This window comes from Pseudomonas cannabina, from assembly GCF_900100365.1.
GTDB lineage: Bacteria > Pseudomonadota > Gammaproteobacteria > Pseudomonadales > Pseudomonadaceae > Aquipseudomonas > Aquipseudomonas cannabina.
Genome location: NZ_FNKU01000001.1, coordinates 495,272 through 506,840, shown reverse-complemented (window position 1 = coordinate 506,840; position 11,569 = coordinate 495,272). Strand labels below are relative to the sequence as shown.

Here is an 11,569-nt window from a genome sequence, read left to right as displayed (position 1 = left end):
GAGCGTAAGCAATAACCGGGGTTCAGGCGTTCTCAACACACGCACGGAGAAGCAGCTGGGCAAATGCTCTACTCACCCACTTCTTTCTCGACCACTTTGGGTTTCAGGGCTTTTTTCGGGTAGATGTCGTAGCGGCTGGATTTGCCATCCAGCGCGTAGCCAGGCTTGGGCCCTTCGATGCAGGGGGCTTTGCGGGGGCGTTTGACGACTACGCGGTGGGTTGCCAGCGCCAGGGCGGCTTGCAGCAAGGCAGGGGCGTCCATGTCGTCGCCGACCAGCGGCCGGAACAGGCGCATTTCTTTTTTGACCAGTGCGGTCTTTTCCCGGTGCGGGAACATCGGGTCGAGGTAAATGACCTGCGGCGGCTCGTCTGCCCACGTGTTTATGAGGTCAATGGAATTGCCGGTCAGCAGGCGCATCCGGGCAACGATCGAACCGACGTCACGATCAGCACGACCACGCGCCAGACCATCTTCCAGCAGCGCCGCGATAATCGGTTGGCGCTCGATCAGGCTCATGTCACAGCCCAGACTCGCCAGCACGAACGCATCCTTGCCCAAGCCCGCCGTCGCATCCAGGACACTGGGGCGTATGCCGGGCTGAATGCCGACTGCCTTGGCGATCATTTGCCCGGTGCCTCCACCGAACAAACGTCGGTGCGCAACCGCCCCTTCGACAAAGTCCACGCGCACGGCACCTGGCGCATCGTCGTCCAACTGCTGCAATTGCAAGCCAACGTCGGTGAGCTGCAACGCAAAATCGGCCTCTTGGTTGTGCAGTGGCAAGCCAAGACGCTGCGCCCATTCCTTCGCCCGCTCCTGTCCGTCGACGGCCATTGCCTCGACCCGGATACGGCTGCCTGTTTGCTGCTCACTCATTGCGCTTACACACTCAAAAATTGTTAATGATCGGCAATCTCTGCCGATAACCAAGTATCAGGCATTTTGCCAGAACCAACGTCAGTACTGATCGCTATGTCAGACATTGTTCAACCCGCCATTGGCTATTTGTCGCACTCAGGCGACTTTAGCGTTCGCAACACCCGCACACTGGGTGGTGTAACGCAGCTGTGGTCGGATGCTTTTGCCCGCGCGATGGCAGAACAGGTCAGTGACAGCGATAGCGTTCCGGTACATCCGACAGCCGCCGAAGTTGATGTTGAAACCGGCGAGCCGGTTGCAGGCGCCAGGACGCTGAGCAAAATCGTCGAGCAACGCGCCTGCCCGGTGACTGACACCGAGGTCAAGCCACCAGAACCGTTGTTCCTGCCGATCGCCGAATTTGATCTCGACCTGCTGCCACCCCCCGCCGAACCTTTCAGCCTGGCTGAAATGATCGCACAGCAGCGGCATCTGGAATTCGAAAGCAACTGGGTGCGCCCACTTGTTCTGAACCCCTACGACGACAAAGGCACCCCAGCCCCCGGTCCGCAGCCGCGCCCGCTGCATTTGCCGATTGCCGAACTTGAATGGGAACTGGCCGACAAGCCTGCGCTGCCCCCCACCCGCAAACCATCGCCACCCAACAGCGCCAGTTCGACTACGAAAACGGCTGGGCTCGCCCACTGATTTTGCAAAACCTCAGGATGGCGGCGTAAGCGGTAAGCTTCAAGTTTCAAGCTGCCACCCGGATCTGAGAGAGCTTGCAGCGTGCCGCTCACTTGCATACCGCCCACCGCCCCATGTCCATATGAAAGTGATCGCGATGCGCGGCGTTGTAGTCCGGCCCCAGCACGGTGCTGAAGTTCTTGCAGGCGCCGTCGCGAATCAGCCTTAGAAAACGCCCCTTGTCGCCGCTGTCACTCCAGTCCTTGAGCAGGTTGATTCGCTGACCGTCAGCCAGGCGAAAACCGGCTATGTCCAGGGCATTGGCGCTAGCGTGCTGACTCAGCCGGCTGTTGGCGCGGTTGTAGATGTTGCGACAGGCGAAGCTGCCGAGGTGATCGATACGTGCCACGCGCTGGCCAAAGACCGCCTGAGCAGCAGGCTGCAAGGTATGGACATCAAACAGCGCATAAGCCACTGCCAGCGGGCAACTGGCCAGAAAACTGCTGCTCAGCGCCACCTCGCCACCCTGCACGCGCAACGTGTTCATCAGCGGACAGCGGGCGTCGGGAGCGCTGTCCGCCTGCCGACTGAAACGCAAACCCGAGGTCGCCAGCACTTGATCGCACAGAGCAGGATCGTTCTGCAGTCGTGACAATTTGTAAGACGTCAGGACGTTCGGCTCGGCGTGCACATCGAGCGGCGCCCAGGGATTCCACTGCACGGGCACATCAATCCAGCCGCGCCAGACGGCAAGCGCAACACCTGTGCAGACCATCAGAAAAAACAGCAATGCCCGCATATTCAGCCTTTGAAAAATTCAGGCGCTATCGCCCCCTGCCTGAAGACCTCAGAGCAGGCCCAACTGTTCCACCTGCGGCCCGCGATCCAGTTCCGGCAGCGATGGCAGCCCGGGCAGGCGCACCATCAGTTGTTCGTGAAAACGCCTGGCCAGTTCCGGAGCCCTGAGGTTGTCCGGGGTGTGCAGGAATACGTAAGGCGTTCGCCCTTCTTCGATCCACAGCGCGACCTTCTCCACCCACTGGACCAGAAAGGGATCGTTGGCTTCCAGCTCGGGGCGGCCAATGAAGCGGACCTGGGGGAACAGAGTCAGTGCCGCCGGGCGTGGTGGCACCTTGGGTTTCTTGGATTGCGCATGCAGCACGGCAGGATCGCTCGAGATGCAGCTGAACAAGGCGCGCGAGTCGAGACAGATGCGCTCGATGCCGCGTTCCAGCAACAGACGGTTGAGCATGCGCTCCTCGTCGCCTTTCATGAAGAACGCCATGTTGCGCACTTCTACTGCCAGCGGCACCTTCAATTCATCGACAAAGCCAACCAGCTCGGCAAGACGCTGCGGCGTGAAACTGGCGGGCAGTTGCAGCCAGAACGGCGATATCCGCTGACCCAACGGGGCAAGCAAGCGAATGAAATCCTCGGCGGCGCCGATCTGCTCACGAAGGTCGCCGCTGTGGCTGATGTCTTTATGGAATTTGGCGGTGAAGCGAAAATCGTCAGGCATTATTTCGGCCCAGCGCTGCACGGTCGTGGCGGCTGGACGCGCGTAAAAAGTGGTGTTGCCTTCAACGACATTGAATACTTGAGTGTAGAGACTCAGAAAATCACTCGGACGGGCATTTTCGGGGTACAGAAACTCGCGCCAGGCGTTTTCACTCCATGATGGGCAGCCGAGGTAGTAAGGCAGGTCAGACACAATCAGACGTGAAGATCGAGCCCCGATACTTCAAGGTCCCAATCCACAAAGCTGGCAGTGGTCAGGTAACTGGCCAAGGCGTGGGCAACACGAGAGCTCATGGAGCGCGGGAAGATAATGTCTTGCGGACGCGCAGGTAGATTGGCCGTACTGCCAATAGGTGCGTCACCCGGCTCGCGGCGTGCCTGCGCGGAAAGCGGTGGCAGCTCGGCATCAGCGGCGACTTCCTCGAAAGAACCTTCAACAGTGGAAGGCGTCTTCTGCGGCTTTCGCTTGATCGGGTAAGAGCGTGATGAGGTTCCGTCTATGCGCATCGATTATGTACTCGGCGTCGATAGTGGCAATTTAGCGTTACTGCCTTGTAGTTCGCAAATTGCCGAACGATAACTAGACCACATATATTGAAAATTGTTTACGCCATATGAGATTACGACGCATCCAGACGATAAACGGTAGATGGCCCGTTGATACTCTTTCGGCTCGACGCGGGATTTCATGAGCCCTCAGGCCGTCTGTCCAGAGCATCTGCACCGTCATTCCCGCATCGCGCCGAATGCAAGCTCAGCGTGCTTTCGGCGTGGCCACCTTGTCGCGCAGGTACACCGGTTGAGCGTCGTCTGCCGACAAGGACTCACCACGATTCCAGGCGAATGTGGCCAAGGTCAGCAAGTCCTGGGCATGGGGCAGCATGCTTGCATCATGCGCTGCCAGACTCACCGGAATGCGTTCGGCGTAACCCCAGCCAGTGCCCGAGCCGAACCAGTGACCGTTGGCGTCGGTCGGCAGCGTCGCCCGCTCGGGCGCCATGACCGCTTCGTCGCCAATCAGGCGCATCTCGCCCGCCGTCTCGCGATAGCAGCCCCAATACACCTCATCCATGCGTGCGTCGATGGCCGCGGCAACCTGCGTTGCGCCATGCTCACGAAAGGCACGCTGGGCCAGCACCGCGAGGTTGGACACCGGCAGAACCGGACGCTCCAGTGCGAACGACAGCCCCTGAACCACCCCGATGGCAATGCGCACGCCGGTAAAAGCCCCCGGACCACGCCCGAAGGCGATGGCATCCAGCGCCGACATCGCAATGCCCGCCTCGGCCAGCAGGTCCTTGATCATCGGCAACAGGCGCTGGGCGTGCAGGCGCGGAATCACCTCGTAGTGGCTCAGCACCTTGCCGTCATGCAGCAAAGCGACCGAGCAGGCTTCAGTGGCGGTGTCCAAGGCCAGCAAGGTGCTCATCGATGTTTCCGTCTTGGTGAAAAAGTGGCGCAGTATAAATGACAAATGGCCCGCTAGCGGGCCATTTTATCGATCAGCCTGCGTACTTCAGCTCAGGGCTTTCAGCACTTTGGCAGTGATGTCTTCAACCGAACCGACGCCAGGAATGTGGCTACATTTAGGCTTGCCGTTCTTCGCTTGCAGCTTGCTGTAAAACTCGACCAATGGCTTGGTCTGCGCGTGATAGACCGCCAGACGGTGGCGAACGGTTTCTTCGACGTCGTCTTTACGCTGCAGCAATGGCTCACCGGTCACATCGTCAATACCTTCGACCTTCGGCGGATTGAAGATCGTGTGGTAGATGCGGCCGGAGCCTTCATGGACACGGCGACCGGACATGCGCTTGACGATTTCTTCGTCGTCGACAGCGATTTCCAGCACATGGTCGATTTCCAGACCGGCGTTCAACAGCGCTTCGGCTTGAGGAATGGTGCGCGGAAAGCCGTCGAACAGCACGCCGTTCGCGCAATCCGGTTCGGCCAGACGGTCCTTGATCAGACCAATGATCAGGTCATCGGAAACAAGACCGCCTGCGTCCATGACGCTCTTGGCTTTCAAGCCCAGCTCGGTGCCCGCCTTGACCGCAGCGCGCAGCATGTCGCCTGTTGAAACTTGCGGGATGCCGAATTTTTCAGTGATGAATTTTGCCTGAGTACCTTTACCGGCCCCGGGAGCTCCCAGCAGAATCACGCGCATCGTCATGCTCCTCAAAATTTTTATAGTGAAATCAACGGATTCGCCTCGGGGGCCAATCTAAAAAATCATCAGGCCAACAGGCCGAAAGGCTGATCAAGATACACAGCCGACCGAGGCCGCACAAGCCGCCGAAAGTCGCAGTAACCGCAGGCGTACCGGCTTGCAGGCCTTGATTGTCGAGCTGCATGATCTGTATCAACGTTTCCGGCAGGCTGACCTGCAAACCCCGACCTTGCCGCAGCCAGATCGAAAAGACCGGGCTACGGCATTGGCAGGACGGATCAGCCGGTGTTGCGCAGGCCGGCGGCGATACCCGCCACAGACACCAGCAGCGCCAGTTCCAGAGGGCTGTCAAGACTTGCTTCGCGGCTGCGCGACCGGGACAGCAGTTCGGCCTGAAGCAGGTGCAGCGGGTCGAGGTAGGTGTTGCGCAGACTGATGAACTCCAGCGTTTCAGGGCTGTGAGCCAGCAGTTGCGTCTGCCCGGTGAGCCCCAGAACCACGGTGCACGCCTGCGACAATAGGTCGCGTAAATGTGCTCCTAAATGTTGCAGCTCGGCGGGAACCAGACGTTCGTCGTAGAGCCTGGCAATGTCCGTATCGGCCTTGGCGAGCACCATTTCCAGCATGTCGATGCGGGTGCGGAAGAACGGCCACTGCTCGCGCATCTGCGCCAGCACTTCACCCTCACCGCGCTCCAGCGCCTTGCCCAGCGCGGCTTCCCAGCCGAGCCAGGCGGGCAGCATCAGACGCGTCTGGGTCCAGGCGAAGATCCACGGAATGGCACGCAGACTCTCGACGCCGCCTTCACGACGCTTGGCAGGTCGACTGCCCAGCGGCAGACGGCCCAGCTCCTGTTCGGGCGTTGCCTGACGGAAGTACTCGACGAACTCGGGATGCTCGCGCACCACAGCGCGGTAGGCGCTGACCCCGTCGCTGGCCAGTTGGTCCATCATCGTCCGCCAGGCAAGTTGTGGTGGCGGTGGCGGCAGCAAAGTGGCTTCCAGTACCGCCGCCAGATAAAGGTTGAGGTTCTGTTCGGCGATGTCCGGCAGGCCGAACTTGAAGCGGATCATTTCGCCCTGTTCGGTGGTGCGGAAGCGTCCCGCCACCGAACCGGGTGGCTGCGACAGAATCGCCGCATGCGCCGGACCGCCGCCACGCCCGACTGTACCGCCGCGGCCGTGGAACAGCAGCAGCTCGACGTGCTGCTCGTGACAGATCTCCACCAGTTTTTCCTGCGCCCGGTATTGCGCCCAGGCAGCCGCTGTCGTGCCAGCGTCTTTGGCCGAGTCGGAATATCCGATCATGACTTCCTGCGGGCCATGCAGACGTGAGCGATAGCCCGGCAGACCCAATAACGTCTCGATCACCGGCCCGGCGTTATCCAGGTCGGCCAGGGTCTCGAACAGCGGAACCACGCGCATCGGCCGTTGCAGCCCGGATTCCTTGAGCAGCAGCTGCACAGCCAGTACATCCGACGCCGAGCCGGCCATCGAGATGACGTAAGAACCCAACGACGCCGCCGGAGCCGCCGCCACTTCCCGACAGGTCGCCAGGACTTCGGCGGTGTCGGCAGCCGGTTTGAAACAGGCAGGCAACAACGGCCGGCGGCTATTCAGTTCACGTAACAGGAAGTCGATGCGGGTTTGCTCGTCCCACTCTTCATAACGACCCAGCCCCAGGTAATCCGTGATTTCCGTCATGGCCGCACAGTGCCGGCTGGAATCCTGACGCACATCCAGCCGCACCAGAAACAGGCCGAAGGTGACAGCGCGACGCAGGCAATCCAGCAGCGGCCCGTCGGCAATCACGCCCATGCCGCAGTCGTGCAATGACTGGAAACACAACAGCAACGGGTCGAGCAACTCTTGGTTGTCGCTGAGCACCTCGTCGGGCGCTGGCTGCGTGACAGTCAACGAGGCATTGGCCCAGTTACGGGTCGCACGCAGGCGCTCGCGCAGGCGTTTGAGCTCGGTGCGATAGGGTTCGGCGCTGTCACCGACACTGGCGCGCAGTGCCGGGCTGGCCTGCTGCATCGACAGCTCGGCGGCCAGGTTGTCAACGTCGCGCAGATACAGGTCAGCCGCCATCCAGCGTGCCAGCAGCAGAACTTCGCGGGTGACCGCGGCCGTCACGTTCGGATTGCCGTCGCGGTCACCGCCCATCCAGGACGCGAAGCGGATTGGCGCAGCCTCCAGCGGCAGATGCAGGCCAGTGGCGGCGTGAAGCGCATGGTCGGCCTTGCGCAGGTAGTTCGGGATAGCGTGCCAGAGCGAATGCTCGATGACCGCGAAGCCCCATTTGGCCTCGTCGACCGGCGTGGGCCGGATGCGTCGAATCTCTTCGGTGTGCCAGGCTTCGGCAATCAGGCGTTGCAGACGCGCCGTGATCTGCTCGCGCTCGGCGCTGTTCAGGTCACGATGATCCAGTGCCGCGAGTTGCGCTGCGATAGCGTCGTACTTCTGAATCAGCGTACGGCGCGCGACCTCGGTGGGGTGGGCCGTGAGCACCAGTTCGATCTGCAGCTCGCTCAGCTGTCGCGCCAGTGCATCAGGCGCGTGCCCTTCGGCCTTGAGACGATCGAGCAGCTCGGGCAGCACGCGGGACTCGAACGGCAGCGGCTGGCTGTCGTCACGACGGTGCATGAGCTGATACTGCTCGGCAATATTGGCCAGGTTGAGAAACTGGTTGAAGGCCCGCGCCACAGGCAACAGCTCGTCATCGCCAAGGCTGTCTACGCTCGAACTGAGTTGTTCGGCGCCCTCGGCAGAGCCACGCCTGCCGGCCTTGGCGCCCTTGCGGATGCGTTCGATCTTGTCGAGAAAATCAGCTCCGCGCTGCTCGCGGATGGTGTTGCCCAGCAGTTCACCCAGCAGGTGAACGTCTTCGCGCAGACGCGCATCGATATCGGCCATCGTTCCCTCTCCCGGTTTTTGTTTGGGCTCAGTGGCGTGCCCCATTTGCAGGCGGCCACGGTATTCGAATCCTGATTGCCAACAGTGCACCAAAAGCCGGTGCGGCGACAATTGCCTGCTGCATAAAGCTGCTTCACTGGAGTACGGCAACCTGGCACGAATGCCTCTTCATATGTCGACAAGCATCCTTTCAGCCTCGCAAATGCGCTGACAATTCCTTACCAATCAAAAAATATTTAACTGAACTATTCAAAAACTGCGCAGGTCGGAGCCATTAACCATTACAGGAAAGCCCGAATGGCAGCAGGAAGTTGTATGACCTCATGCCCGGACTTGATACACAAACTGTCATGGATAACCACGTTCGGAGTCAGACAATGGAGTTGATCACCATGAACACCCTCACTGCCAACAAAAAATCCACAGGCCTGCGCGGCTTGAAACTGGCCGCACTGGCAATCGGTAGCACCTTCATTCTGGCTGGTTGCGCTGGCAACCCGCCGTCCGAGCAGTACGCGGTTTCCCAATCGGCCGTCAACAGCGCCGTCAGCGCTGGCGGTACCGAGTTCGCAGCCGTTGAAATGAAATCGGCTCAGGACAAGCTCAAGGCAGCTGATCTGGCGATGCAAGACCACAAATACGACGAAGCCCGCAAACTGGCTGAACAGGCTGAGTGGGATGCTCGCGTAGCCGAGCGTAAATCTCAGGCCGCCAAAGCTGCCAAGGCTGTGCAGGATGCTCGTCAGGGCGTCAACGAACTCCGTGAAGAAGGCCTGCGCCAGGTGCAGTGATTGCCCCGCCAACCTTCTGTTTTCATGAATTCGTAACTGATTAAAGGACGACCATATTATGCGTAAACAATTGATGATCCCTGCTCTGCTGGCCATGAGCGTTGCCTTGGCAGCCTGTGCAACCAAGCCGAACCCTAATCTGGAGCAAGCGCGCAGCAATTACACAGCGCTGCAGACCAACCCGGAAGCCACCAAAGTCGCGGCGCTTGAAACCAAAGACGCCAGCGAGTGGCTGGACAAGGCTGAAAAAGCCTTCCGCGATGATGAAGACGTCAAGAAAGTCGACCAACTGGCTTACCTGACCAATCAGCGCGTTGAACTGGCCAAACAGACCATCGCGCTGCGCACTTCCGAAGCCGCTTTGCAGAACGCTTCTGCCGATCGTGCAAAAGCCCGTCTGGAAGCTCGCGACGCTCAGATCGCTGCGCTGAAAAACAGCCTGAACGCCAAGCAGACCGAACGCGGTACGCTGGTGACCTTCGGTGACGTGCTGTTCGATTACAACAAAGCTGATCTGAAGCCTACCGCTCAGGGCGACATCGGCAAGCTGGCCGCTTTCCTGCAGGAAAATCCGGACCGTAAAGTGATCGTCGAAGGCTACACCGACAGCACCGGTTCGGCTTCTTACAACCAGTCGCTGTCCGAGCGCCGCGCCAATTCGGTTCGCATGGCACTGGTGCGCATGGGTGTAGACCCGGCGCGCGTTGTGACCATGGGTTACGGCAAGGAATACCCTGTTGCTGACAACACCAGTAATTCGGGTCGCGCCATGAACCGTCGCGTGGAAGTGACCATTTCCAACGACAACCAGCCCGTTGCACCACGCTCTTCGATGAAATAAGCGATCGAGCTGCTGCACCGAAGCCCCGCCTGCGCATACAGGCGGGGCTTTTTTGTGGGTGACGGTTTTATAAAAGGCTTATTGCCGGGGTGTCTGCTGGCCGATACAGCGCACGGCCTGGCGGTGATCGTTGATCAGCACACCTGACAGTCCTTTTTGCGAGGTGTCGAACAGCACCAGTACGCCATCGATGCATTGCGCGACCTCGGCAGCGGGCGTTGCGGCAATCTTGTACTCCTCGCCCGGAACGGTCTTGAGCAGCGTGAACTCGCTCAGCAGCAGTGCGTCTTCTGGCTTGGCGAAGTGCAGGTAGCCGTAAAACCACAGGCAGCCGACTGTGCCGATGATTGCGCCGACGCCGGTCAGGATCATGCCGTTCACATTACGAACATCACTCATTGCGCAGGCTGTTTTTCAGGGGCTGGGTAATTGGGCACTTCTGCCAGACGACGCAATCCGTTGAAGTGGCTCGGGTCGTCCAGATAGCGCAGCATGACCTGACGCCACAGGGGGTCAGCGAAGGTCTGCACGTGTTCGCCTCGGGTCAGTTGCAAGACGCGTGGCGGTGGCGCGGCCTTGTACAGTTCGATGCCGTTGGCGAGCGGCACCAGGGTGTCGTCCATGCTGTGGAAGATCAGCATCGGCGTACCGGCCAGCTGCGGCAAGCCGTTGACGGCGCTGTCGGCATCCGGGATCAGCCATGACAGCGGGGTTTTCAACGGCCAGGTCAGCCAGGATTTGCTTAACGCGTGTTGCGCGACGCTTCGGTAGCTGGCGGGCACGCTGTCCAGTACCAATGCTTTGACCCGCGAGCGCTCCTGAGGGTGCTCTGACAGGTAATGCACTGCCAATGCTCCGCCGATGCTTTGCCCCAGAACCACGAGTGGCTTGCCCTGGACCTGCGGCGTGGTTTTCAGCCAGTCGAACGCGGCCTGAACGTCTTGATAAATTGCCGGAAGGCTCGGTTCTCCCTGCGATTCGCCATAGCCACGGTAATCGACCATCAGCACTTGGTAACCCTGCTCGGGCAGCCACCAGACGCCGCCAAGATGCCACGCCAGGTTGCCGCCATTGCCGTGCAGGTGCAGGACTGTGCCTTTGACCGCCCCCCCTTCTTTTGCAGGCAGCCACCAGCCGTGCAGGCGCGTGCCATCGGCAGCCGTGAGGTTCACGTCCTGGTATTGCAGCCGTGCCTTGTCCGGCGTGAACGGCAGGTCCCGCTCGGGATAGAACAGCATGGAGCTGCAACCGGTGAGGCTCAGGATTAAAGCGAGGATGCCGATCAGTTTCAAATGTGGGGTTCCTTACAATTGGGTCTCGTGCCGACGCTCCGCGTCACACGGCGGTTCTGCGATGTCAGTGATGTTTGTTTCTGACTCAGGTCACCTTTGCGCCCCTACGGCGCCCTCCTTTGAGGGACCAAAGCAGGCAAAGTCCCAGCTCCGTTTCCGGCCCGACTTCGTCGGGTTCCTTCGTCACTTACGTCGCAATCGGCGTCGTCAGTGCCATCGCGATAAAAAAGCGCTTTGATTATCAACTATCGTGCGACGCTCCGCGTCGCATGCCGTTCTGGACGCTCTGCGTCCGATCTTGAGTGTGCTGTGCAGATCGGTGACGTTCCGCGTCTCTCAGCGGCTCTGCGATTTCAGTGATGTCTGCTTACGGCTCAAGGCACCTTTTCGCCCCTCGGCGAGTGACTTTGAAGGATCAAAGTAACCAAAATCCCGGCTCCGTTTCCGGCCCGACTTCGTCGGGTTCCTTCGCCCTGACACTGATCCGGGGGCCGCCGC

At 60.2% G+C, this 11,569-nt stretch carries 11 protein-coding genes and 1 pseudogene; 3 read left to right on the top strand and 9 right to left on the bottom strand.

Annotation, left to right across the window (positions count from 1 at the left end):
- Window positions 1-68 precede the first annotated feature (68 nt).
- Window positions 69-836, bottom strand: a complete 768-nt coding sequence (locus tag BLT55_RS02400) for a class I SAM-dependent methyltransferase (RefSeq protein ID WP_375233504.1) — start codon at window positions 834-836, stop codon at window positions 69-71.
- Window positions 837-974: 138 nt separating this feature from the next.
- Here BLT55_RS02400 and BLT55_RS02395 point away from each other — a divergent pair.
- Window positions 975-1,597: pseudogene (locus BLT55_RS02395) on the top strand (energy transducer TonB).
- Between the two features lie 59 nt (window positions 1,598-1,656).
- Here the strand turns inward: BLT55_RS02395 and BLT55_RS02390 are convergent.
- From BLT55_RS02390 to ppc, 6 genes are all read right to left on the bottom strand, one after another.
- A complete protein-coding gene (locus tag BLT55_RS02390; protein ID WP_054998766.1) occupies window positions 1,657-2,346 on the bottom strand; it encodes an extensin-like domain-containing protein in 690 nt (229 codons plus the stop codon).
- 48 nt (window positions 2,347-2,394) lie between these two features.
- Entirely contained in the window at window positions 2,395-3,258 is an 864-nt protein-coding gene (locus BLT55_RS02385; RefSeq protein WP_054998767.1) for a DUF72 domain-containing protein, read from the bottom strand.
- A gap of 2 nt (window positions 3,259-3,260) precedes the next feature.
- Window positions 3,261-3,572, bottom strand: a complete 312-nt coding sequence (locus BLT55_RS02380) for a hypothetical protein (RefSeq protein ID WP_054998768.1) — start codon at window positions 3,570-3,572, stop codon at window positions 3,261-3,263.
- A 247-nt stretch (window positions 3,573-3,819) separates the two neighbouring features.
- Window positions 3,820-4,494 carry a tRNA (adenosine(37)-N6)-threonylcarbamoyltransferase complex dimerization subunit type 1 TsaB gene (gene tsaB / locus BLT55_RS02375; protein ID WP_054998769.1) on the bottom strand — a complete coding sequence of 225 codons (675 nt, stop codon included), beginning with the start codon at window positions 4,492-4,494 and terminating at the stop codon, window positions 3,820-3,822.
- 87 nt (window positions 4,495-4,581) lie between these two features.
- Window positions 4,582-5,229 (bottom strand): adenylate kinase, encoded by a 648-nt coding sequence (gene adk / locus BLT55_RS02370; protein ID WP_007250122.1) that lies wholly within the window; start codon window positions 5,227-5,229, stop codon window positions 4,582-4,584.
- A gap of 281 nt (window positions 5,230-5,510) precedes the next feature.
- On the bottom strand, window positions 5,511-8,147 hold the full coding sequence (gene ppc / locus BLT55_RS02360; RefSeq protein ID WP_054998770.1) for a phosphoenolpyruvate carboxylase: 2,637 nt from the start codon (window positions 8,145-8,147) through the stop codon (window positions 5,511-5,513).
- Window positions 8,148-8,524: 377 nt separating this feature from the next.
- Here ppc and BLT55_RS02355 point away from each other — a divergent pair, with 377 nt between their 5' ends.
- A complete protein-coding gene (locus tag BLT55_RS02355) occupies window positions 8,525-8,938 on the top strand; it encodes a DUF4398 domain-containing protein (RefSeq protein ID WP_007250120.1) in 414 nt (137 codons plus the stop codon).
- Between the two features lie 58 nt (window positions 8,939-8,996).
- Window positions 8,997-9,779, top strand: coding sequence for a lipotoxin F family OmpA-related lipoprotein LptF (gene lptF / locus BLT55_RS02350; RefSeq protein WP_007250119.1), 783 nt, complete (start codon window positions 8,997-8,999; stop codon window positions 9,777-9,779).
- Window positions 9,780-9,857: 78 nt separating this feature from the next.
- Here lptF and BLT55_RS02345 read toward each other — a convergent pair whose 3' ends face one another.
- Both BLT55_RS02345 and BLT55_RS02340 read right to left on the bottom strand, forming a co-directional pair.
- Window positions 9,858-10,178, bottom strand: coding sequence for a PA3694 family proteiin (locus tag BLT55_RS02345; protein ID WP_054998771.1), 321 nt, complete (start codon window positions 10,176-10,178; stop codon window positions 9,858-9,860).
- Entirely contained in the window at window positions 10,175-11,071 is an 897-nt protein-coding gene (locus BLT55_RS02340; protein ID WP_054998772.1) for an alpha/beta hydrolase, read from the bottom strand. Before BLT55_RS02340 ends, BLT55_RS02345 begins: the two co-directional genes overlap by 4 nt.
- Between the last annotated feature and the right edge of the window lie 498 nt (window positions 11,072-11,569).

Coding starts and splice junctions, on each gene's coding strand:
- BLT55_RS02400 (WP_375233504.1), bottom strand. CDS start 836: ATGGCCGTCGACGGACAGGAGCGGGCGAAGGAATGGGCGCAGCGTCTT.
- BLT55_RS02390 (WP_054998766.1), bottom strand. CDS start 2,346: ATGCGGGCATTGCTGTTTTTTCTGATGGTCTGCACAGGTGTTGCGCTT.
- BLT55_RS02380 (WP_054998768.1), bottom strand. CDS start 3,572: ATGCGCATAGACGGAACCTCATCACGCTCTTACCCGATCAAGCGAAAG.
- tsaB (WP_054998769.1), bottom strand. CDS start 4,494: ATGAGCACCTTGCTGGCCTTGGACACCGCCACTGAAGCCTGCTCGGTC.
- adk (WP_007250122.1), bottom strand. CDS start 5,229: ATGCGCGTGATTCTGCTGGGAGCTCCCGGGGCCGGTAAAGGTACTCAG.
- ppc (WP_054998770.1), bottom strand. CDS start 8,147: ATGGCCGATATCGATGCGCGTCTGCGCGAAGACGTTCACCTGCTGGGT.
- BLT55_RS02355 (WP_007250120.1), top strand. CDS start 8,525: ATGGAGTTGATCACCATGAACACCCTCACTGCCAACAAAAAATCCACA.
- lptF (WP_007250119.1), top strand. CDS start 8,997: ATGCGTAAACAATTGATGATCCCTGCTCTGCTGGCCATGAGCGTTGCC.
- BLT55_RS02345 (WP_054998771.1), bottom strand. CDS start 10,178: ATGAGTGATGTTCGTAATGTGAACGGCATGATCCTGACCGGCGTCGGC.